This window comes from Xanthomonas sp. BRIP62418 (assembly GCF_003993495.1).
Lineage (GTDB): Bacteria > Pseudomonadota > Gammaproteobacteria > Xanthomonadales > Xanthomonadaceae > Xanthomonas > Xanthomonas euroxanthea.
On the sequence record NZ_QEZG01000058.1, the window covers coordinates 24,511 to 48,520 of the forward strand.

Annotated in this window: 15 protein-coding genes and 1 tRNA gene; 1 reads left to right on the forward strand and 15 read right to left on the reverse strand. The window is 65.4% G+C overall.

What is annotated here, in order from left to right; translation table 11 throughout:
* Positions 1-1,333: 1,333 nt before the first annotated feature.
* From EO174_RS21675 to EO174_RS21685, 3 genes are all read right to left on the reverse strand, one after another.
* Positions 1,334-3,658 carry a hypothetical protein gene (locus EO174_RS21675; protein ID WP_126947466.1) on the reverse strand — a complete coding sequence of 775 codons (2,325 nt, stop codon included), beginning with the start codon at positions 3,656-3,658 and terminating at the stop codon, positions 1,334-1,336.
* 24 nt (positions 3,659-3,682) lie between these two features.
* Complete coding sequence (locus tag EO174_RS21680; RefSeq protein ID WP_164739871.1) at positions 3,683-5,551, reverse strand: ATP-binding protein; 1,869 nt, start codon at positions 5,549-5,551, stop codon at positions 3,683-3,685.
* A 220-nt stretch (positions 5,552-5,771) separates the two neighbouring features.
* The gene (locus EO174_RS21685) at positions 5,772-7,127 is read right to left on the reverse strand and encodes a helix-turn-helix transcriptional regulator (protein ID WP_180708131.1); all 1,356 of its coding nucleotides are present in this window, start codon (positions 7,125-7,127) and stop codon (positions 5,772-5,774) included.
* A 911-nt stretch (positions 7,128-8,038) separates the two neighbouring features.
* Here EO174_RS21685 and EO174_RS21690 point away from each other — a divergent pair.
* On the forward strand, positions 8,039-8,818 hold the full coding sequence (locus tag EO174_RS21690; RefSeq protein ID WP_104582449.1) for a response regulator transcription factor: 780 nt from the start codon (positions 8,039-8,041) through the stop codon (positions 8,816-8,818).
* 412 nt (positions 8,819-9,230) lie between these two features.
* Here EO174_RS21690 and EO174_RS21695 read toward each other — a convergent pair whose 3' ends face one another.
* The 12 genes from EO174_RS21695 to EO174_RS21750 form a co-directional block, all read right to left on the reverse strand.
* On the reverse strand, positions 9,231-9,617 hold the full coding sequence (locus tag EO174_RS21695) for a DUF805 domain-containing protein (RefSeq protein WP_104582448.1): 387 nt from the start codon (positions 9,615-9,617) through the stop codon (positions 9,231-9,233).
* Positions 9,618-9,913: 296 nt separating this feature from the next.
* Positions 9,914-11,305: a DNA repair protein RadA gene (gene radA / locus EO174_RS21700; protein WP_104650266.1), complete on the reverse strand. Its 1,392-nt coding sequence runs from the start codon at positions 11,303-11,305 to the stop codon at positions 9,914-9,916.
* 363 nt (positions 11,306-11,668) lie between these two features.
* Positions 11,669-13,549, reverse strand: coding sequence for a tetratricopeptide repeat protein (locus EO174_RS21705; RefSeq protein WP_164740298.1), 1,881 nt, complete (start codon positions 13,547-13,549; stop codon positions 11,669-11,671).
* A gap of 187 nt (positions 13,550-13,736) precedes the next feature.
* Positions 13,737-14,072 carry a cytochrome o ubiquinol oxidase subunit IV gene (cyoD, locus tag EO174_RS21710; RefSeq protein WP_006450195.1) on the reverse strand — a complete coding sequence of 112 codons (336 nt, stop codon included), beginning with the start codon at positions 14,070-14,072 and terminating at the stop codon, positions 13,737-13,739.
* On the reverse strand, positions 14,072-14,701 hold the full coding sequence (gene cyoC, locus EO174_RS21715; RefSeq protein WP_180496907.1) for a cytochrome o ubiquinol oxidase subunit III: 630 nt from the start codon (positions 14,699-14,701) through the stop codon (positions 14,072-14,074). Before cyoC ends, cyoD begins: the two co-directional genes overlap by 1 nt.
* Entirely contained in the window at positions 14,698-16,698 is a 2,001-nt protein-coding gene (cyoB, locus tag EO174_RS21720) for a cytochrome o ubiquinol oxidase subunit I (RefSeq protein ID WP_104582446.1), read from the reverse strand. Before cyoB ends, cyoC begins: the two co-directional genes overlap by 4 nt.
* Complete coding sequence (gene cyoA, locus EO174_RS21725; protein ID WP_104650267.1) at positions 16,698-17,633, reverse strand: ubiquinol oxidase subunit II; 936 nt, start codon at positions 17,631-17,633, stop codon at positions 16,698-16,700. Before cyoA ends, cyoB begins: the two co-directional genes overlap by 1 nt.
* 359 nt (positions 17,634-17,992) lie before the next feature.
* Positions 17,993-18,068: transfer RNA gene (locus tag EO174_RS21730), tRNA-Thr, on the reverse strand.
* A gap of 177 nt (positions 18,069-18,245) precedes the next feature.
* A complete protein-coding gene (gene ispH, locus EO174_RS21735) occupies positions 18,246-19,196 on the reverse strand; it encodes a 4-hydroxy-3-methylbut-2-enyl diphosphate reductase (RefSeq protein ID WP_126947469.1) in 951 nt (316 codons plus the stop codon).
* Between the two features lie 77 nt (positions 19,197-19,273).
* The gene (lspA, locus tag EO174_RS21740; protein WP_104582443.1) at positions 19,274-19,786 is read right to left on the reverse strand and encodes a signal peptidase II; all 513 of its coding nucleotides are present in this window, start codon (positions 19,784-19,786) and stop codon (positions 19,274-19,276) included.
* A 309-nt stretch (positions 19,787-20,095) separates the two neighbouring features.
* On the reverse strand, positions 20,096-22,927 hold the full coding sequence (ileS, locus tag EO174_RS21745) for an isoleucine--tRNA ligase (RefSeq protein WP_126947472.1): 2,832 nt from the start codon (positions 22,925-22,927) through the stop codon (positions 20,096-20,098).
* 6 nt (positions 22,928-22,933) lie between these two features.
* Entirely contained in the window at positions 22,934-24,004 is a 1,071-nt protein-coding gene (locus EO174_RS21750) for a bifunctional riboflavin kinase/FAD synthetase (RefSeq protein WP_126947475.1), read from the reverse strand.
* Positions 24,005-24,010 lie beyond the last annotated feature (6 nt).

Sequence of the window (24,010 nt, forward strand, 5' to 3'; positions counted from 1 at the left end):
GAAGATCCGTACGGAGTTTGACATTGCCGCGCACGCCGCGAACGTGAGCGCGACCACGCCTGGACAGATGCGCTTGCCGCCGGCCCGCCACCCTGCGCTCGGGCGCGAGGCGCCCGGCTACAGACTGCCGCCGGACCGGCCGTGATGCGGTCACCGACCGCTGCGCGAAGGTGGTCCAACTTGTGGGAAGACCGCCTGACGCCGGCCCGGACCGATCGCAACGCCCCTCCCATGGCAGCGGACGCGCTCGATGTGCCGGCAGGCCGGTTTGCCCCCCGGCGCCGCATGCACGCGCCGGGTCTCGCCACTGCGGGGTCAGCCTGCAGTGCGTATTGAAGCCATCGCTTGCCGATCGGCACTAGCGATACCGGGAGCATGGTGCCGCGTCCGGGGGCGGGACCGTGTGGCGGCATGGATGCCGCCACCGAGCCTACATGGACGTACTTGCGGCGTGTCCCGACACCGGATGCGGCGCCGCGCCGCCAACCGACTCCGCACACCGACCAACCCTGCGTGAGATCTGCCGGTGCTACGTAGAAGCTTCGGTCTACGGCGGGCGCTTGCACGCGTACCGGCGTGGGACACGCCGCAAGTACGTCCTTGTAGGCTCTGGCGCTGCATCCATGCCGCTCAAGGTCCCACGCCGGCACGCGCGCAAGCACCATCAGTTGCTATCGGTTCCGGAACGAAATGCGAACGACTTGCTGGACTACACGTCTCTGGAGTGCCCCTCCTGGCGACGTGACAGTAGATAGATGACTCGCCAATTGCGTTAGCGACGGAGTCCGCAGGCATCTACACGTGCTGACCGCATTGCTTGCCAATCAGCGGTAGCGCTATTGGGAGCGTGGTGCCGCGTCCGGGGGCGGGACCGTGTGGCGGCATGGATGCCGCCACCGAGCCTACATGGACGTACTTGCGGCGTGTCCCGACACCGGATGCGGCACCGCGCTGCCGACCAACTCCGCATACCGACCAACCCTGCGCATGAGGTCTGCCGGTGCTCCTTAGAAGCCTGGGTCTGCTGCGGGCGCTTGCCCGTGTACCGGCGTGGGACACGCCGCAAGTACGTCCGTGTAGGCTCTGGCGCGGCATCCATGCCGCTCAAGGTCCCACACCGGCACGCGCGCAAGCACCACCGGTTGCTATCGGTTGCGGAAAGAAATGCGAACAGCCAGGTGGGCTGCACGTTCTTCCGAGCGTCACCATTGCTGACGACATACCAGCAGTTGGCATGCAAACCACACATGCCAATCCCGAATGCCCACTCCCCAATCCCGGCGGCAACGGCGACCGCATCAGCAGCCGCTGCGCGACGAGCCTGATCGCCGCCCTACAGCCCGTAGCGCTCCACCGCCTCCAGATGCGGGCGCGGGTCCTGATCGCAGGCCTCGGCCAGGCGCAGCCAGCACATCGGGTGCGCCCACTGCGCGGTTGTGGCCAGCAGGACGCGATGCAGTTCCAGCGGCGCCGCCGCTTCCGGCAGCGCCACGGTGAACAGCACGCCCGGCAGACCCGTGCTTGCATCTTCCGGGTCGAATGCGTCCGCGTGTGCCGGATCGACCACGCGATAGTCGTCGCGGCTATGCAACCACAGCTTCCAGCCGCGCGCTTCGACGTCCTGCCGCAAGGCCTCGATCGCCTCCTCGCCAGGATGCACGCCATCCACCAGCCAGCTGCTGCCGTAACCGCCTGGCTCCAGCACATGCACCTGCGCATAGGTCGGCACGAACCGCTCGCGCTCGGCCTCGTCGTCCGGTGGCGGATACAGCAACTCCGCGTCGAACACCACCCAGTCGCCGACATGCTGGCGCCGATGTGCCGGTGCATTTTCGACGATACGCGCGGTGACCGGGCCGGTGCGCCGTGCGTAGTACTCGGCTACCTCGCCGTCGTCCACGCAACGCACGATCACCCACCCCCAGGTTTCTTCGACCACGCCACTGGTGCTGCTCAGCTCCATGCCGAGCGCCAGCGCCGAGGCGCGCACCGCGTCCCATTGCTGCGCCGCGCTGGCCGCGGTCATGTGATCCCAATGCGCGGAGCGCGGCTCCTCCATCAACTCGGTCAGCTGGCGATACACCTCGGCGGCTTCGGCGAAGCGGCCGGTGTTGAGATACATGCGCCCCAGCAACCCGCGCGCGCCATGCGAGCCTGGCGACAATTCCAGCAACGCGGTGCAGGCCTGCTCCAGCGCCGGCCAATCGGCCAGCCGCTGGGCCAGCTGCGCCTCGCACCACAGCGCCGCCACCGGCACCAGCGGGCGATACAGCTGCGCCAGCCGCCGCAGGCCGGCTTCGTCGCCGCGGCCCAGCAACAGGTTCATCAGCCGGAAGGTCGGGCTGGTCTCGCGGTCGGCATGCCGCTGCACGAATGCCCACAGCAGCGCGATCGCCTCGTCGTCGGCCGCACACGCGCTCAATGCCGACGCCGTGGTGTCCACCAACTCGGCGTCGTCGGGACGCTCGGCCACTGCCAGCAGCAACCACTGCGCCTCGCGCTCGGGATTCCGTGCCACGTCTTCGGCTTGCGCATCCAGCCACTGCAGCAACTGCTCAGCGGGCACCGGTGCCGGCTCGCCCGCCGGTGCGGCCTCGACGCGCGCAGCCAGGCCGTCCAGCAGTTGCGTGGCGCCACGGTCCTGGCGCAACTTGGGCACATGCGCACGCGCAAGCGCCAGGTGCCGGCGCGCGGTCCACACCGCACCACGCTGCAACGCCAGCGCGATCGCCATCTCGGCCGCTTCGATCAGGATGCGATGCGCACCCACCTGCGCGTAATGATCGAGCATCACCTGCAGGCGGCTGCCCAGATCCCAGGTGTTGCGCTCGGGCTGGCGCGATACCAGCACCACCACCGCACGCAACCAGTGCAGGCGGTAGCGCGGCGCAACCTCGCGCCACGGCAGAAAGGCTTCCAGTGCTTCGTCGTCGCGATTCAACATTGCCAAGGCACGGGCTTTCTGCAGGCGCCGCGGCTGACTGCAGTTGGCCCATTCGGCCCCTTCGCGCGCGGCTTCGCGTTCGCGCTGTTCGATCAGCGCCAGCGCCTCTTGCGCGCGGCCCAGCGAGAGCAGGATCGAGATGCGCATGTCCGGCACGCCGTCGTAGATCTGCCCGCCATGCGCAACGATGGTCTGCGACTGCTGTTCCAGATAACTCAGTGCCGCCTCGCCGCGTCCATCGTCGAGCAGGGCATCGGCTTTTTCGCAGCTCAGGCACTGGTAGCACGACCAGCTCGGATCGATGCGGCCCAGCGTTTCCTCGCACACCTCGATGCGCTCTTCCACCCAGCCCGGCCCGTCGATATTGGCGTAGCAGGCGGCCAGGTCCTGGGTCACGCACACCGACTGCGGGCACTCCACCGCATCGGCGCGATGCGCGCGTTCGAACAACGCCACCGCGTCGCTGAGCGCACGCTCGCCTTCGCAGAGATTGCCGACGCGGTTGCGCATTTCCCAGTGCCCGACGAACACCTCCAGCCACGGATTGGCCAGCGTCTTGCCCAGCGCACGCGCCTCGGGCAACAACGCTTCGGCGCGTTCGATCTGCAGATCGCAGATATGGTCGGTCAGGCGTGTCAGCAGCTGCGCATTCTGCGGCTGCCCGGCTTCGCCCAGATCGTCCTGCAGCTTTTCTACCCAGTTCCAGATTTCCATCGTGTTGCTCCTTCGATGCGGCGCTCAGCGCGCCAGCAGTTGGGTCACGGCCTCGGCAAGATCGCCAAAGGCCCGGTTCAAATCCGATCCGCCCGATGCGTTGGCACCCGGCTGCGGCTGGCTGCGCCCCTGCGTCGACACGATCACCTTGAGTGAGCGCAGCAACCGCGCCGCCACCGCCGCCTGCGGATTGCCGGCGCGCTGCGCCGCCAGCAGTGCCTGCAAGGCCGGGTTGTCGAGATTCAGATACAGCCGCTGGGTCTGCCGCGCCTGAATCCCCGCCGTGAACTGCCGGGCCAGCCGCAACGCGGCGGTGGACACGCGCTTGTCGTTCTCGTCCTGCTCCAGCCGGCGTTTGAGTTCGGCCTCGCGGTCGGGCACCACCACCAGCGGCAATGCCTCAGGGCTGAAGCGTGCCGGCACCAGCGCCTCGCCATCGCCCAGGTGCTGTTCCAGCCAGGCCAGTTCGTCGGCCGGCAACGTATCCAGCTGGAACAACTGCCGGTTGCCCTGCTCGGTGCCCAGCTCGACCAGGCGCACGCCCTTGGCCTGCGCCCAGCGGCGCAGGAACGGCACCACCGCATAGCGGTTTCCGTAGGCCACCGGCACGCCCATCGCGCGGAACAGCATTTCCTCGAAACCGCTGTCGCTGTCCAGGATCACATGTACCGCGCCACGCGCCGGCAACTGCTGCGCGGGCAGGTCGCCCTGCGAGGTCGGCACCCGCACGTGTTCCATCAGCAGCGCGAACAAACGCTCGTCGCACAGCGCCGCGCCCAGCAATGCCTCGTTGTGCCGCAGCAGGATGCGCCGCCAGGCTTCCGGCTGCTGACGCGCCACATCGGCCAGGCCTTGCACCAGCGCTTCGGACAGCGCGTGCTGCACGGCCGTGTAGGTGGCATCGCGTTGCAGATCTTCGCGGCTGGCGGTGGGCGTCAAGCGATTGGACTCGATCACACCCCCGATAAAGCCCGCCCACGGTGGCAGCAGTTCGCGCGCGTTGTCGTCCAGCAGCATGCCGCGCAGGAACACCGACAGGTTGCGGTTGTCGCTGGTGCCGTAGGTGGCTCCGTCCTGCACCCACAGCAGGCCGACCGCATCGCTGCCCTCCTCCGCACGCACCGGCATGCAGCACAAGGGCTCGAAGTTGCGCTCGAAACGCGCGGCAAACTCGCGCTGACGCCGCCAGGCCTGCACCGGATGCAACGGCACCGCATCGTGCATGCGCCACGGCGGCGGCTCGGGATTGATCGCCTGGGTATCGCCGCCGATCCAGATCGGCTCGCGCAACAGCGCGCAATAACGCGACAGGATCTCGCGCAGCCGTGCTTCCTGGGCCAACGGCAGATAGTCCTCGTGCAGCTCCAGCACCACTTCCGTTCCGACCTGGGCGCGTGCCGGGATCGGACTCACCGTGTATTGCTCGGCATTGCTGGAGATATAGCAATGCCCCAGCGTCGGGCTCTGGTAGGAGGTGGTGCGCACGGTGACGCGGCGCGCCAGCACGAAGGCCGACAAAAAGCCCAGCCCGAACATGCCGATCAGGCCGCTGTCCTCATGCCCACCCTGACGCAGGCCACGCGTATACCCCACGCCGACGGTAGCAAGGTAATCGTGGATTTCCTGTTGGGTCAGCCCGGCGCCGGTATCGACGATGCGCACGATGCCCTGGGCAGCATCGGCATGCACTTCGATGCGCGATTGGCCTTGCCAGTCGGGTTGTTCCAGGCGGCGACGCAGGATCGAGTCGTGCGCGTTCTGCACCAGCTCGCGCAGCGCGACCACCGGCGTGGAATACAGATGCTTGCTGAGAACGGACATCAATCCGTTGAGATCGACGCCTGCGCGGCGGATCTGGGAGGCGTCCGTCGCCTCGGAGGTGTGATCTTGCATGATCGTTCGTCGTTTCCTTGGCGGCCACGCCCATCCTCGGACGCGCCTTCCTGGGTGGCAGTGCGAGCCGCACAGGATAGCCGCAAGCCGCCCCACACGCACGCACGTCACACTATGACGGCGTCTCGCGCGTGGCCGGCGCGCGGCCGCCACGGCAGCCCCCCTTGCAGAAACGACGCGCCACGGCCTGCGTCGACGCATGGCCGTGGCGCGCAACGGCTTACCGCTGCAAGGTTTCCATCGGCGCCTCATTGAAATGCTGGCGATAGCCCTTGGCCAAGGCCGACCGGCTGCCCACGCCCCAGCGGCTCGCCGCCTGCAGCACGCTGCCGCAGCCGCCTTCGGCCAACAGTTCGTCGCGGATGCTCTGCATCCGGTAACGCCGCAGCACCTGGGTCGGCGACAGCCCGGTGGCGGACTTGAACGCCTGCTGCAAGGCGCGCCCGGTCACGCCGATCTGCGCGGCCACCTCGTTGATGGACAGGTCCGAACGGTGCGCATTGGTGATCATGTAGGCGTAGGCGCGCCGATACTTGGCCGGCAGCCGCGCGGAGATGTCGTCGCTGACATGTGCCGGCGTGCCGCTTTCCAGCAGCCGCGGCGCCTGCACCTCGCTGCGCAGGCACTGCACCGCGCCCAGCGCGTACCGGTTGTACAGCAACAGCGCCTGCTCGGTCTTGCCCAGCGCCTGGCTGATCTTGGCCTGGCAATACTCGAACTCCAGATTCCAGCGCGGCGCGTGGTGACGTCCGGCACCGGCCAGGGCGCGCTCTGCCAGATCCGCGCGCCCCACCGCCAATGCGGCAAGCGCCAGTTCCACCTGCGCATCCTGCCGGGCGCATGGCGGGCACCCGGTGGCGGCGGCCGGCAGCGCATCGATCTGCGCATCGAAACCGAAGGTGTCGCCACCGGCAATGCGCAGCAGGTTGCGCACGTGGCGCATGCGCTGGGCGAGCACCGGCATGCTCTCGGCCAGGTCGGCGATGCAGGCGCGCAACTCGTTGGGCTCGAACGCATGCGCCGCATCCTCCTGGCGCAGCGTGGCCTGCCAGAACACGTGGTCGCTCATCCGGTCGGCACGCCGGATGCGCAGCTGCGCGATCATGTCCAGACGCAGCGCGTTGGCGATGCGCTGCCACTCGGTTGCGCCGCTGTCCAGTTCCCCCAGCGCTTCGTTGGCACGCTCCAGCGTCTGCAGCGCCAGCGTGCTCTGGCCCAGATGGAAGTGGGTCAGCGCCTTGCCCAGCAGACTCTCCCCGCACAGGCAGGGCGGCGTTTCGCGGTCCATCGCCAGCTGTGCGAAGCAATTCAATGCAGCGCTCAGGCGGCGCTGGCTCAGCATCAACCAGGCGGTGTTGCGGCAGGACAGCAGCCGCAGTTGGCGCTGATGCCCGCGCATCGCCTTCAAGGCGTGGCGGTAGGCATCTTCGGCCTCCTCCTGGTATTCGAGGATCAACAATGCATCGCCGCTGGCACCGAGCAGGCTGACTTCATCCTCTGCACCATCCGGGGCGGCCTGGCCGTCGCGGCGTTGTTGAAGATGTTGCAGACCTTGCGGCCAGGCACCAACCAGCATCCTGCTTGTATAGATAGGAAGACGGTCTGCGTACGACAACGCAGAGATTGCCGCGAAGTAGGTTGAAAGGATCATGCCGGGCTCTCTCATAGGGGGACGAGCAAAAACAACAATGCGCCGGTCTGGCTGGCGCAAACGATTGTATGCAGCGGATCCAATGGAATTTCTCACTCCAAGGCACTAAGAAAATCAAAAATCCTCACTCTGTCTGTCGGCAAACCAGTTAAGCGGCGTGCAGGTAAAGGGCACTTTTTGCATACCGCCACCGCATGCGTGCATAGGACATTCCACGCCATGCGAAGCCGTATTGAAGACAGGACGCCAGCCAAAAAAGCAATCGTCGGCCATTCGAGCACCTGAGCCCGTGCGCAGCGGGACCATTGTCCTGGCATGTCGCGGCGATGGCCGCGTGCAAGGTATTTCAGTAAATGAAAGATGCACTTCAAACCAATGCTGCCGCATTCCATGGCATCAACCGATGGCCCACATATTCCATGCGCGCTTCGCGCACGTGCAAATCGCAATACCGTGGTATAGACCTGACATTGCATTCAACGACCTGGCGATCGTGCGTATTGTTTTCCGCCGGAACCATCGGCCCGCGTACCGCGCGATGTCGGAATTTTGTTAGTCGCCGTCGACGCATGCCCTGGATGTAAGAGCTGCGTTGCGCCTAAATGAGCGTACGTTAAAGCCGGCCCGCCCGAAGCCGAAGAAAAGTACGCAGCAGTGAAACTTTCTGGCTCCGCAATGGTACATACCATTCGTCCGGCCTCAGGCCGGATCCCCTGGCAGCCGAAGGCGATGGCGATGCACTTATCTATACATGTGGGTTTTGTATTGGCGCCTGCTGTCCACAACAGGCATCCAGCACATGACTGGTACGTGGGCAGACATGGGAAGGCCGGCTGATGCACGGCAACCCTACCGGCAAGCAAGGATCGGCTTTCCTGTTGACGCAGGACGCGCGTCTGGCATCGCAGGTCAATGCGAGCCTTGCACCGCTGGCCCCGAGTTTTGCGGTGTTTTCCGACGAACTCGAACTCCTGCGCTCGCTGCGGCATTCCCCCTGCGAGCTGCTGGTTTTCGACGCGACCTGCGTCGCGTCGGACGACAGCTCGCTGCTGGCCTGGCAACGCTGCCACAGCGGTCATCCCACGCCACTGATCGTGCTGGGGCGTTTCGACTGTGCGCACGACATTCTGGCCTGGTACCGCGCCGGCGCACACGACGTGCTCGCCCTGCCGTTCAATTCCCACGAACTGCATGTGCGCGCGGCATTGGCGCTTTCGCCGGTGGCCGAGGCATGCTCCGAGAGCCAGCAGCTGAGTGTTGGTCCCTACCACCTGATTCGCGACGAAAATACCGTGTACCTGCACGGCAAGCCGATCGTGCTGACCGCACGCGAGTTCTCGATCGCCTGGCTGTTGTTTTCCAGCCCCGGCGTATGTTTCCGCCGCTGCCAGTTGGCCAAGGCGGTGTGGGGTAGCCACACCGAGTTCACCGACCGCACGATGGAGCAGCACATCTACAAGCTGCGCAAGAAGCTGCAGCTATGCAACCACAGCGGCGTGGTGCGCATCAGAACCGTGTATTCGCATGGTTATAAGCTGGAACTTGCTACGCCCGACAAGCACGCGCCCAGCAAGGCCGTCAGCCCCAGCACCGCCCATCACGCCGCGGCCTGTTGACCAACGCGGGCTCGCAACAGCGGCAGCGCGGCGAACGGCGGCGAGCCGCGCTTGCTGCATGCCATCGGCGCCTGCAGTGCAGTGAGCCGTCCGCTGTGATGCGTTGATCTGGTCGGGCATTGGCTGGACTGCTTTTCGCCTGCTGCCACGCCGGGCGGAAAACCTATCCACCTGGTAGTTCAATCATGTAGTGAACACACGAGCAGGCCCTTGCCCTATTGCCGCTCGACCGCTTCCCACGCCCTGGCAAGACGGTTACGTTTTTGCGGGCAGCTCAAAATGCCCCCATCGCACCAAGTGCCGCACTCGAACAGGTGCGTGCCCTTCGACAGCCTGAGCCGGCCGGCTCTCCAGAAACGACAATGGCGCGGAGGACTCCCCGCGCCATTGTTCGATCAGGCATTGCACCCGGTTACTGCTTGGGATTCTCGCCGTACTCGTTCGGGCCGGGCGTGCCTTCCAGGCACATGAAGACCAGCACGATGAAGCCACCGACGTAGGGCACCAGGCTGATCAGATAGAACCAGCCGGACTTGCCCTGGTCATGCAGGCGACGCACGGTCACCGCAATGCTCGGCACGATCAGTGCCAGTACGAAGATCCCCATGATGGCAAGCACCAGCCATGCCAGTGCGCCGGGACCGTTCTCGCCGCCCATCACTGCCGCCGCGATGCCGAACAAGCCGCCCAATACCAGCAGGACGATCGCCTGCAGCAGCATGAACATCCAATATTCCTTGCGGCGCGAGCGGCCATTGAAGTCGGCGTAGCGCTTGAGTGGCAACAACATCCATTCCATCGTGTTCTCCTGGTGACGCGCAGTGGGCGCTGTCTGTGATCCGGTGCACCGTGCAACGGGCCGCGCATGTTGCCATAGCCGCCCTCTGCTGAAAACGGTTTCTTACCGGCTGGCGGCATCTCGCGACTGCTGGCCGACCAACGGTCGCCGCAGTTGCCGGCGGCCAACCCGACAACCTCACTGATGCAACTCCGGCATCGCGCGGCGCAATGTGTGCAGCCCTGCACCGGGCGCGCGATCAGCTCACCGCGTGCAGCGCGATGCCCTGCGCACGCGCGCTCCCATACACGCCGGCATCACTCGGCCGCCGCTTCCAGCGCCTGGCTCAGCCGCTCCACCGCGACGATCTCCATGCCCTTGATGCTGGCAACCTTGGGCGCGTTGGCCTTGGGCACTATCGCGCGCTTGAAGCCGTGGGTGGCGGCTTCTTTCAGACGATCCTCGCCGTTGGGCACCGGCCGGATCTCGCCCGACAGCCCCACTTCGCCAAAGGCAATCGTCTTCTCCGACAGCGGCCGGTCGCGCAGCGAGGACAGCACTGCCAGCAGCACCGGCAGATCGGCAGCGGTTTCCTGCACGCGGATGCCGCCGACCACATTGACGAACACGTCCTGGTCGCCCACCACGATGCCGCCATGGCGATGCAGCACCGCCAGCAGCATCGCCAGCCGGTTCTGCTCCAGCCCCACCGCCACGCGCCGCGGATTGGACAGCGGCGAGGCGTCCACCAGTGCCTGCACCTCCACCATCAGCGGCCGGGTGCCTTCGCGGGTGACCATCACGCAACTGCCCGGCTGCTGGGTGCTGCCGCCGGACAGGAAGATCGCCGACGGGTTGGAGACCTCCTTGAGGCCCTTCTCGCCCATCGCGAACACGCCCAGCTCGTTGACCGCCCCGAAGCGGTTCTTGAACGCGCGCAGCAGGCGAAACCGGCTACCGCTCTCGCCTTCGAAGTACAGCACCGCATCGACCATGTGTTCCAGCACGCGCGGGCCGGCGATGCCGCCCTCCTTGGTCACATGGCCGACCAGGAACACGGCGGTGCCGGTCTCCTTGGCATAGCGCACCAGCCGCGCCGCGCTCTCGCGCACCTGGCTGACCGAGCCCGGCGCCGCGGTCAGCGACTCGGTCCACAGCGTCTGGACCGAGTCGGCCACGATCAGCTTCGGCCGCGCCACGCTGGCATGCTGCAGGATGTTTTCGATGCCGGTTTCGGCCAGCGCATTCAAGCCTTCCAGCGGCAGATCCAGCCGCACCGCGCGCCCGGCCACCTGTGCCAACGATTCCTCACCGGTCACGTACAGCACCGGCAGCGTGCTGGCCATGCTCGCCAGCGCCTGCAGCAACAATGTCGACTTGCCGATGCCCGGGTCGCCACCGATCAGCACCACCGCGCCCTCGACCAGCCCGCCCCCCAGTACCCGATCGAACTCGCCGATGCCCGTGGACACACGCGCCTGCTCGGACTGCTGCACATCCTTGAGCGCGGTGATCTTGGGCGCCTCGGCCTTGCCGGCCCAGCCGCTACGTCGCGAAGCCGCAGGCGAGGCCTTGCCGCCGGGCGTGGCGCTTTCGAGCACGATCTCGCTGAGCGTGTTCCAGACCCCGCACTCGGTGCACTGCCCCTGCCACTTGTTGTATTCGGCGCCGCACTCGCCGCAGACATAGGCCGTTTTCGCCTTCGCCATCGTCAGTTAACCCATCGCTTCTGGAGCGACAGCATAGTCGGCGTCGGTCTCAGGATGCGCGACGCTGGCTCGGGAATCGGGAATCCGGAATCGGGAATCGGGAATCGGGAATCGGGAATCGGGAATCGGACAGCTGACGCCGCCGCAGGAAGGGATGCAAGCACCCATTCCTGCGGCGGCGTTTTTCACCTGGCCGCATTGATGAGCGGACCAGTCGGCTGGCGCGCCGTCTTTCGATCGGTCGCACCGGCATCGGTACCGACGAAAACCGGCGCCTGCCGCTGCATGATCGATCGCTCCCGGGCACGCACCGCCAGGTTTTTCCACTGCCCGCTCGAATGGCTGCTGGCAGCCGATCGCCACTCAGCGCGGCTTGTACAACTCGCTCAGGCGATCCGGCTTGCCGGGGATACGTTCCAGATGCGGATACAGCAGGCCGCCGTGGTAATCGATGCGCACGGTGTCGTAGCGGTCCAGGCGCTTGACCAGCAGTTCGATCGGCGCGGTGGTGCCCTTGGCCGCCTTGATCGCGTCCTTGATCACCTCGCTGCTGAAGGCGCGGCCGTTGACCGCCACGATGGTGTTGCCGGCGATCAGGCCGGCATTGAAGGCCGGGCCGTCCCAGAGCACATCACCGATGTCGCCAGAGGCTTTCAAGGACACGCCAAGCGAATAGGCCAGGTTGGCGTCCTTGTCGTCGCTTTCGTCGGCCTTGGTGGCCAGATTGGGCTCGTCGTTGTAGACCAGCTTCCAGCCATTGGCCTCGATGCCCCCGTTCAACGAGCCATGCCCGTCCATGCGGCTGCGCAACAGGCTGGCCCAGTCGTAGGCGGCAATGCCGTTGAGCGTGGCGACGATGTCGTCGAAGGTGTACGGGTTGACGTCCCAGTCGCCGTTGTTCATGCCGAAGAACGCCTTGCCGAAATCGTCGATGGAGCGCTTGTTGTTGGTCAACGCGCGCAACTTGCTGTCCACTTCCAGCCACATCATCTGGCCGCCGGAATAGTAGTCCTCGCTCATCTGATAGCTGCGGTACGCCTTGGGCCGGCGCATCGACATGGTCGGGTCGTTGGTGGTGTCCTGCACGGTGCGCCAGGCCATGCCGGGGCGCCCGCGCTCATAGCTCGCCGCCACGCCGGCCAGCATCTCGCGCGCCTGGTCCTGCGTCCACAGGCCCGAACGCGCGGCCATCACTTCGCCCCAGAACTGGGTCTGGCCCTCGTACAGCCACAGCAGGCTGTCGCCCATCGGCACATTGAAGTTCGGCGTGGCCAGGTCGGCACCGCGACGGTACTTGCCGTTCCAGGAGTGGTTGAACTCGTGTGCGAGCAGGTCGCGCCCGGTCCAGCTCTTGTCCCACTCGGTGAAGTACGTCGGCACGCCGCTGTTTTCGCTGGAGCGGTGATGCTCCAGTCCGATGCCACCCAGTTTCTTGGTCAGCGCCAGCAGGAATTCGTAATGATCGAAATGGCGCGCGCCGTAGAGCTTGTCCATCTGCTGCACCAGCGCTGCATGCGCCTTGATCTGCTCGGGCTTGGCCTCCAGCGACTTGGCTTCGTCGGCGAACACGTTGAGGTAGACCGGCTGCTTGCCGGCGCTCAGCTCAACGCGCTTGTAGTACTTGCCGGCGAACATCGGCGAATCGACCAGGTCGTCGAAATCGATCGGCTTGAAGGTCACCGTGTCGCCGACGCGGCGGTCGGTTTCCAGTGCCGTGGCATAGCTCCAGCCGGCTGGCAAGGTGACGCTGGCCTGGGCCTTGATGTTGCGTGCGAACACGCCGGCCGGATACAGCGCGGTGGTGTTCCACTGCAGGTTGAGCATCTCCGGGGTCATCATCACCCGGCCCTGGTTGGGGGCCTGCGGCGAGAGGAACTTGAACTCGGCCACCAGCTCGCTGGCGCCCTGCGGCACGTCCACGGTGAAGGCGTACACATCGAACTGGTCGCGTTTCCACGGCACCACCTTGCCATCGACCTTGATCACCAGACCGGCCAGCTTGTCGATCGGCCCGGTCGGCGAGTGATTGCCGGGAATCCACTGCGGATACAGCAGCGTCATCGGGCCGGGCTTGGCCGGCATGGTGGTTTTGACCTTGAAGATGCGGTGGGCCAGATCGGTGGCATCGACGTCGATCTTCAAGGTGCCGTCGAACGGCACGTCCTGCGGCGCAGCGGTTTGTGCGGCCGCAGGCAACGACAGTGCCGCCAGCAGCGACACGGACAACAAGGTGGGGATCTTCATCGCAACTCCGCAGGGACCTGGAACAGGCAAGCCCACGATGCTAAGCGCCTGCCTGCGCTTCCCCCGTATGCCATAGGTCATGCTGCGCACCGATTCGCACGCAAAAAAAAAGCCGCCAGTGACCTGGCGGCTTCGTTCTGTCCGGTATGCGTCGATCCGGCGTGCCGGGATCGGGCGCCATGCCGTCTCAATGCATCATGTTGACGTTCATGTTGTGCAGCACCCACAGCGAACCCACGATCACGATGCCGATAATCAGCAACGAGAACAGGCCCACCTGCACGTTGGAACGCTGCTCGGGCGAGCGATCCATGTGCAGGAAGTACACCATGTGCACCAGCATCTGCACCGCGGCCATCAGCGAGATCACGATGACGGTGACACCCTTGGAGAACGCTCCGCTCATCACCATCGCAAACGGGATGACGGTGAGGATCACGGCCATCACAAAGCCGATCAGGTAGGACTTCAGGCCGCCGGCATGTGCGTCGGCAGCGGTTTCATGCGCGTGGTGATTGGCCATTACAGCGCTCCCAGCAGGTAGACGACGGTGAACACACCGATCCAGATGATGTCCAGGAAATGCCAGAACAGGCTCAGGCAGGCCAGACGCGTGCTGTTGCGCGGGGTCAGGCCGTTCTTGGAGATCTGGATCACCAGCACTGCCATCCACAACAGGCCGGAAGCCACGTGCAGGCCGTGCGTCCCCACCAGGGTGAAGAAGGCCGACAGGAACGCGCTGCGTCCCGGACCCGCCCCTTCGTGGATCAGATGGTTGAACTCCCAGACTTCCATGCACAGAAAGCCAATGCCCAGCAGCGCGGTGACGCCCAGCCAGGCGTACAGCCCGGTCATGTTGCGCTTGTGCGCGGAAATCATCGCAACGCCGAAGCTCAGGCTGCTGAACAACAGCAGGAAGGTTTCCACCAGCACGAACTTCAGGTCGAACAGCTCCTTGGCGGTCGGTCCGTCCACCGTGGCGCCGGAGAGCACCGCATAGGTGGCGAACAGGCCGGCGAACAGCAGGCAGTCGCTCATCAGGTAGACCCAGAACCCGAAGACGGTGTTGCCACCGGCATCGTGATGTTCGTGGTCGTCGTGGCCGCCCGCGTGGGCGGCGTGGTCTAGCGTGGTCGAGGAAGACATGGTCATACCACCTTCGCGGCCTGCGCCGCATGTTGCTGTTCGAGCAGGGCAAAGCGCGCGTTTTCGATACGCTCCACTTCGTCGGCCGGCACCCAGTAATCGATGTCGTCATCGAAGGTACGGGCGATGAAGCTGCCGATCATGCCGACCAGGCCGACGATGGCCAGCCACCAGATGTGCCAGATCAGACCGAAGCCCATCAGCACGCTGAAGGCGCCGATATACACGCCTGCACCGGTGTTGCGCGGCATGTGGATGGCCTCGTACTTGGACGGACGCACCCAGCCCTTGCCGTTCTGCTTGTCGGCCCAGAACTGATCGCGGTCGTCGATGTGCGGCAGCACGGCGAAGTTGTAGAACGGCGGTGGCGAGGAGGTGGCCCACTCCAGCGTCCGGCCATCCCACGGATCGCCCGTGTGGTCCATGTGCTCCTTGCGCTTCCACACGCTGTAACCGATCTGCACCAGGTTCAGGAAGATACCCAGACCGATGATCGCAGCACCGGCCGCGGCGACATACAGCCACGGCGCCCACTCGGGGTGGTTGTAGGTGTTCATGCGACGGGTCATGCCCATGAAGCCGAGCACGTACAGCGGCATGAAGGCCACGAAGAAGCCGATGATCCAGCACCAGAACGAGGCCTTGCCGATCTTTTCGTTGAGCTTGAAGCCGAACGCCTTCGGGAACCAGTAGGTCAGGCCGGCCAGGTAGCCGAACACCACGCCGCCGATGATCACGTTATGGAAGTGCGCGATCAGGAACAGGCTGTTGTGCAGCACGAAGTCCACTGCCGGGATCGCCAGCATCACGCCGGTCATGCCGCCGATGGTGAAGGTGATGATGAAGCCGATCGTCCACAGTACCGGCGAGGTCATGTGCACACGACCGCGGAACATGGTGAACAGCCAGTTGAAGATCTTCACGCCGGTCGGGATCGAGATGATCATCGTCGTGATGCCGAAGAAGGCATTGACGTTGGCACCCGAGCCCATGGTGAAGAAGTGGTGCAACCACACCACGAACGACAGCACGCCGATGCACGAGGTGGCGTAGACCATCGAGGTGTAGCCGAACAGGCGCTTGCGGCTGTAGGTGGCGATCAACTCGGAGAAGATGCCGAACGCCGGCAGGATCAGGATATAGACTTCCGGGTGACCCCAGATCCAGATCAGGTTGACGTACATCATGGCGTTGCCGCCACCGTCATTGGTGAAGAAGTGCGTGCCCAGGTAACGGTCGGCACCCAGCAGCGCCAGCGCCACGGTCAGGATCGGGAATGCGGCGATGATCAGGATGTTGGTGATCAGCGCGGTCCAGGTGAAGATCGGCATGCGCATCAGGGTCATGCCCGGCGCGCGCATCCGCATGATCGTCACGAAGAAGTTGATGCCGGTCAGCAAGGTGCCCAGGCCTGAGACCTGCAGCGCCCAGATGTAGTAGTCGACGCCGACCCCCGGACTGTATTCCAGCCCCGACAACGGCGGATACGCCAGCCAGCCGGTCTGGGCGAATTCGCCGACACCCAGCGAGATGTTGATCAGCGCCGCACCGGCCACGAACAGCCAGAAGCTCAGCGAGTTCAGGAACGGGAACGCCACGTCGCGCGCACCAATCTGCAGCGGCACGATCAGGTTCAACAGGCCGGTCATGAACGGCATGGCCATGAAGAAGATCATGATCACGCCGTGCGCGGTGAAGATCTGGTCGTAGTGATGCGGCGGCAGCACGCCTTCGCCGCCGTTACCTGCCAGCGCCTGCTGGGTGCGCATCATCGCCGCATCGGCGAAGCCGCGCAGCAACATGACCAGCGCCACGATGATGTACATCACGCCGATGCGCTTGTGGTCCACCGAGGTGAACCACTCGTTCCACAGGTAGCCCCACAGCTTGTACTTGGTGATGGCGCCCGCGATGAGCAGGCCGAGCAGGCCTGCACCACCGAGTGCGACCATGATGATCGGCTCGTGGTACGGAACCGCCTCGATCGTAAGTTTGCCTAGCATCACTTGTCTCCAGAAGTGCACATGGCAACCGGCTCTGCAGCCGCTGCCTGATGGTCGCCATGGCCTTTGTTATGGCCCGGACCATTCATGTATTTGTCGACGAGCGAGCGGAACATGCCGTCCTGCACCGACGAGTAGTAGGTGACCGGATACTGTTCCTTGTCGTTGCGGTTGGCTGCCAGCACCTGGTACTCGGCGGCGTTCAACGCGGTCGGCGATGCCTTGACCTTGGCCACCCATGCATCGAAGCCGGCCTGATCGACGGCATGCGCCTTGAAGCTCATCTTCGAGAAACCGTGACCGCTGTAGTTGGTCGACAGGCCGAAGTATTCGCCCGGCTCGTTGGCCACCAGGTGCAGCTTGGTTTCCATGCCGGCCATCGCGTAGATCATCGTGCCCAGGTGCGGGATGAAGAACGAATTCATCACCGTGTCGGAGGTGATCTTGAAGTTCAGCGGCGTATGCACCGGGAAGGCGATTTCGTTGACCGTGGCGATGTTCTGGTCCGGGTAGATGAACATCCACTTCCAGTCCAGCGACACCGCTTCGATGGTGATCGGCTTGACGTCCGAATCCAGCGGCCGGTACGGGTCCAGCGCGTGCGAGGAGCGCCAGGTCAGCACCGCCAGCACCAGGATGATCACGCACGGGATCGACCACACCACCACCTCGATCGCGGTGGAGTGCGACCAGTCCGGCTCGTAGCGTGCCTTCGTGTTGGACGCGCGGTATTTCCACGCGAACGCAATCGTCATCACGATCACCGGGATGACCACGATCAGCATCAGCACGACCGAGGTGATCAGCAGCTGCTTCTCGTCGTGGCCGATCTGGCCTTTCGGGTTGAGAATGGCCGAACTGCAGCCTGCCAACAGCAGGAACGGCAGCATCAGGCCTGGACGAAGTACACGCCCGAGATGTTTCAACGGAATCATCGGTCGATCCAAGTGCGAAGGAACGCCAGCCTCGTTCGTCGTATCCAGGTGGGACTTGTCCTGACGGCACGCTTCCTGAAGGAAGGCGGCCACGCAGACCGAAGACACGAGTTAGCTCCCTGATTTTAGACTTTGCTGCACCTGCACGAAACCCATCGGCAATGATCTGTCGCAATTAATGCGCACAAAACTGTGCGACATGTTGTCGCAGCGCTGCGCAGGACGACAAAGATGCAGCCGCGGCCATCGATTGCGGACGCCACGATGTGTGGCGTATATGGCCGGGCCAGCGGCAAGATGCGCGTGCTTCGGCCCAAACGCAGCTGGGCCGACCAATGGTCGACCCAGTGTTGAAGCAATGGTGCCGGAAATAGGAATCGAACCTACGACCTACGCATTACGAATGCGCCGCTCTACCAACTGAGCTATTCCGGCGAGCCGTGCATTGTAGGAGCGGAGCCGGTGCCCGGTCAATCGCCGCCAGGCGCCGCACTGCGTATCCCGGCCCCGGACCTGTGGACCATGGCCGGCGGAGGACGACCACCTGCAGCTGCGAAGCACCCGGGCTTGCGGCAGGGACCCGCCGCCGCAAGCAGCCCGGAGCGCCCGCTGTCAGCTGACCAGGCGCAACCGCAATTCCTTGGGCAGGGCGAACACCATCGATTCCGGCTCGCCTTCCAGCTCCGACACACTGCTGGCGCCCAGCTCGCGTAACCGCGCCAGCACGCCATCGACCAGCACCTGCGGCGCGGAGGCGCCGGCGGTCAGGCCGATGTGCTGCTTGCCCACGACCCAGGCCGGGTCGATCTCGCTGGCGTTGTCGATCAGGTAGGACTCCACCCCGTCGCGCCGGGCCAGCTCGCTGAGGCGATTGGAATTGGAGCTGTTGGGCGAACCGACCACCAGCACCAGATCGCATTGGCGCGCGAGATCGCGCACCGCGTCCTGGCGGTTCTGGGTGGCGTAGCAGATATCGTCGTGGCGCGGCCCCTGCATGGCCGGGTAGCGCGCACGCAGGGCCTCGATGATGCCCATGGTGTCGTCCACCGACAGCGTGGTCTGGGTGGTGTAGGCAATGTTCTCCGGCTGGCGGATCTGCAGCGTGGAAACCTGCTCGATGTCCTCGACCAGATAGATCGTGCCCGGGCCGCGTTCGCGGCTCCACTGCCCCATCGTGCCTTCCACCTCCGGGTGTCCGGCGTGGCCGATCAGCACCACGTCGCGGCCGGCCCGGCAATGCCGCGCCACCTCGAAATGCACCTTGGTCACCAGCGGGCAGGTCGCGTCGAACACCTTCAGCCCGCGGCGCTCGGCTTCCTGGCGCACCGCCTGCGAGACGCCGTGTGCGCTGAAGATCACCGTGGCGTTGTCCGGCACCTCGTCCAGCTCTTCGACGAAGACCGCGCCGCGCTGCTTGAGGTCGTCGACTACGAAGCGGTTGTGCACCACTTCATGGCGCACATAGATGGGCGCGCCCAGCGTTTCGATCGCGCGCTTGACGATCTCGATCGCACGGTCGACACCGGCACAGAAACCACGGGGATTGGCGAGCAGGACATCCATGGCGGGCATTCTACGGGAATGGGGAATGGAGGATGGAACCGGGCGATGCCGGTACGCCGCGACTTCAGCGACGATTCCTACTTCCGGATCCCCGCCTCCCGCTTGCCGGACCTGTCGAACAGGCCGAATACCGCGATGCCGATGGCGCCGCCCACGATTGCCGAGTCGGCGATGTTGAACGCAGGCCAAGTGTGGCTGCCGATATACCACTGGATGAAATCGACCACGTGGCCGTGCATCAGCCGGTCGATCACGTTGCCGATCGCCCCGCCGATCACCAGTGCATACGGCAACGCGCTGCGCCATTCGCCGCGCGCGGTACGCGACAGCCAGAACGCCAGCAGCCCGCTGATGCCCACCGCCAACGCAGTGAAGAACCACAGCTGCCAGCCGCCGGCATCGCTCAGGAAGCTGAAGGCCGCGCCGGTGTTGTAGGTGCGGTACCAGTTCCAGAAGCCGTCGATCACCGGCACCGGGGTGTACTCGGGCAGGCTGGACAGCACCCAGGCCTTGCTCCACTGGTCCAGCCCGACCACCAGTGCCGACAGCAGCAACCAGATCAGGGCGGAGGGTTTGGGGCGTTGACTCATGTCGAAAGATCGCAGTTGGTGGTGACTTCTCCGACGCCGGAGAAGATGCCTGGATGGCGTTGGGGATGGCGGTTAGCGGAACAAAAGCTGGAAGACAGGCGGGCAAGGATGGCATGGACGCCCGAGCCAGCCGCCCTGCCCCGCATTGCCGCGTGCGCCACGCTTCAGCAAGCGAGGGACTGCGGCGCCGGGGCCATCGACGGCAGCGGTGGCTGCCGATGAGGTCGCGCGCAGGCGCACGCCCGGCCCATCCGGGTCTCGATCACGCGTGGCAGGATCGGCCCGCCACGCGCAATCATGCGCACCCCATCAGAACCAGCGACGCTCCTCGCCGGGGCCTTCGATATTGCTGACGCAGCGGCTGCACAGTTCCGGGTGACGCGGATCGCTGCCCACGCTGGCCTGGTGGTGCCAGCAGCGCACGCACTTGGCCTTGCTGGTCGGCTGCGCGCTGACGAAGATGTCGTCGGTGCTGGCCGCAGTGACGGTGACATCGCCACTGATGAACAGGAAGCGCAGCTCCTCGGCCAGCGGCTGCCAACGCGCGGCAGTCTGTGCATCGGCAGCCACGGTGATCTCCGCTTCCAGCGCCGCACCGATCGCGCCGTTGGCACGCATCGGCTCCAGCACCTTGGCCACCTGCTCGCGCAAGGCCAGCAACTTGTCGACATCCGCACCGGTCAATGCAGCATCGGCCGGCAGCGGCGCCAGGCCGTCGTACCAGGTGGCGAACAGCACGTTGTCGGCGTGCTTGCCCGGCAGGTAGCCCCACAGCTCTTCGGCGGTGAAGCTCAGCACCGGTGCGATCCAGCGCACGAACGCCTCGGCCACGTGATACATCGCGCTCTGCGCCGAACGGCGGCCGCGTGCATCCTCGGCCATCGTGTACAGGCGGTCCTTGGTCACGTCCAGATACAGCGAGCCCAGATCCACGCTGCAGAAATTCAGCAGCGCCTGAACGATCTCGGCAAAGTCGTAGCGCGCATACGCGGCGACGATCTTCTCCTGCAGCTCGTGCGCGCGATGCACGATCCAGCGGTCCAGCAGCACCATGTCGTCCAGCGCCACCAGGTGCTGCAACGGATCGAAGCCATGCAGGTTGCCGAGCAGGAAGCGCGCGGTATTGCGCAGGCGACGGTACGCGTCGGCATTGCGCTTGAGGATCTCCTGCGACAGCGACATCTCGTTGCTGTAATCGGCCGAGGCGATCCACAGGCGCAGGATGTCCGCACCCAGGGTCTTCATGATGTCCTGCGGCTCGATGCCGTTACCCAGCGACTTGGACATCTTGCGGCCGTGCTCGTCCACGGTGAAGCCGTGGGTCAGGCACTGCTTGTACGGCGCCGCCTTGTCCATCGCCACGCCGGTCAGCAGCGAGGACTGGAACCAGCCACGGTGCTGGTCGGAGCCCTCCAGGTACAGGTCGGCCGGCTTGGGCAGGCCGCGGTCCACCAGCACCGCCTCGTGGGTCACGCCGGAGTCGAACCACACATCCAGGATGTCGGTGATCTTGTCGTAATCGGCCGCCTCGTCGCCCAGCAGTTCGGCCGCGTCCAGCGTGTACCACACGTCCACACCGCCCAGCTCCACGCGGTCGGCGACCTGTCGCAGCAACTCGGTGCTGCGCGGATGCGGCTCGCCGGTTTCGCGATGCACGAACAAGGCGATCGGCACGCCCCAGGTGCGTTGGCGCGAAATCGTCCAGTCCGGACGCCCGTCGACCATGCCGGCGATGCGTGCCTGGCCCCAGGACGGATACCAGTGCACGTTGTCGATGGCCGCCAGCGCATCGGCGCGCAGGTTGGCCTGCTCCATCGAGATGAACCACTGCGGCGTGGCGCGGAATGCGATCGGCGTCTTGTGGCGCCAGCAATGCGGATAGCTGTGCTCCATCTTGCTGGCCGCCAGCAGCACGCCGGTGTCGCGCAGCGCCTCGATGAGGATGTCGTTGGCCTTCCAGATGTGCAGCCCGGCCAGCACGGTCTCGCCCAGCGGCGGCGTCGACGGCAGGTACACGCCCCGCCCGTCCACCGGGTTGATCTGCGCAGCGCCATAGCGCTCGAGCAGGCCGTACTGCTTGGAAACCTGGTAGTCCTCCTGGCCATGTCCCGGTGCGGTGTGCACCGCGCCGGTACCGTCCTCGGCCGACACGTGGTCGCCCAGCAACAGCGGGATTTCGCGCTCGGCATAGAACGGGTGGTTCAGCAGCATCTGCTCCAGCGCCGCACCCTTGGCATGCCCGTGCACCACCACCGTGTGCACGCCGTAGCGCGCCAGCGCCTTGCCGGCCAGGGCTTCGGCCACCACCAGCCAGCGCGGCTGGCCGCGATCGGCGGGGCCTTCGACCAGCACGTAGTCCAGGTCCGCGCCCAGGCTCACCGCCAGCGACGCCGGCAGCGTCCACGGGGTGGTGGTCCAGATCGGCACCGCCACGCCCACGCCCGCCGGCAGGCTCGCGCCGAATGCAGCAGCCACGGCCGCCGGATCGCGCGCCGGATAGGCGATATCCACCGTCGGCGACACCTTGTCGGCGTATTCGATCTCGGCCTCGGCCAGCGCCGAGCCACAGTCGAAGCACCAATGCACCGGCTTGACGCCGCGGGTCAGATGGCCGTTGTCGACCACCTTGGCCAGCGCACGGATCTCGTTGGCCTCGAAGCGGAAATCCAGCGTCTTGTACGGGTTGTCCCAGTCGCCGATCACGCCCAGGCGCTTGAAGTCGCGCCGCTGCAGGTCGATCTGCTCGGTGGCGTATTCACGGCACTTCTGGCGGAATTGCGCCGCATCCAGCTTCACGCCGACCTTGCCGTACTTTTTCTCGATCGCGATCTCGATCGGCAGGCCGTGGCAGTCCCAACCCGGGATGTAGGGCGCATCGAAGCCAGCCAGGTACTTCGACTTGACGATGATGTCCTTGAGGATCTTGTTGACCGCGTGGCCCAGATGGATCTGGCCATTGGCATACGGCGGGCCGTCGTGCAGCACGAACAGCGGGCGCCCGGCCGCATTGGCGCGCAGTTGCGCGTACAGCCCCTCGCGCTCCCAGCGCTCCAGCATCGCCGGCTCGCGCTTGGGCAGGTCGCCGCGCATCGGGAATTCCGTCGCGGGCAGATGGAGAGTGGCTTTGTAGTCTTGGGTCACAGGTCTCTACCGTTGCGCTGGATTTTTTGATAAGTCCGCACATGGATGTGCGGGCTCTTGCGAGTGACTCGCATCATAGGTCGGCTCCTGCGAGGGACTCGCATCATAGGCGGGCTGTTGCGAGGAACTCGCGTGTGTCGCAGAAACTGCATGCCTGTCCAGCACCGCACGCGCCTGCTCGGCATCGCGGTGCATCTGCACCGTCAGCGCGTCCAGGCCGTCGAACTTCTCTTCGTCGCGCAGCTTGGCGACGAATTCGACGGCAATATGCCGGCCATACAGATCGCCCTGGAAGTCGAACAGGTGCGCTTCCAGCAGCGGCTCCACGCCGGCCACCGTCGGCCGCGTGCCGAAGCTGGAGACCGACGGCCACGGCCGCTCGGCCACACCATGCACCCAGGTTGCGTAAATACCCGACAGCGCCGGCGTGCGCGGAAATCGCAGATTGGCGGTCGGATAGCCCAACGTGCGTCCAAGCTGCTTGCCTCGCACCACCCGCCCGCCAATGGCATACGGCCGGCCAAGCAATTGCCCGGCGTGCGCGAACTCGCCTGCACCCAGCAGCTCGCGGATGCGCGTGGCCGAGATGCGCTCGCCGTGCAGATGCACCGGCGCGATTTCGCCCGCCTCAAATCCGTAGTGCGCACCGAGCGCGCGCAGCAGGCCGATATCGCCACCACGCCGATGGCCGAAACGGAACTCCGGGCCGATCCAGACCTCCTTGGCGCATAGCCGGCCGACCAGGGCCAGCCGTACGAAATCCTCGGCGCTCATCGCCGACAGGCGGCCGTCGAAACGGATCATGCCCACGCTGTCGGCACCGAAGCCGTGCAGCCCTTCGATCTTGGCGCGGGCCAGGGTCAGCCGGGGCGGCGGCGCGGCCGGGGCGAAAAATTCGCGCGGCAGCGGCTCGAAGCTCACCGCCACCGCCGGCACGCCCAGCGCGCGCGCGCGCGCGACTGCGTGCTGCACCAATGCCCGATGCCCCAGGTGCAGGCCATCAAAGGCGCCGATGCAGACCACGCTTCCGTGCGGGAACAGCGTCCCGCCCTCGACGTCTCTAAACAGCCTGCTCATTCCTCG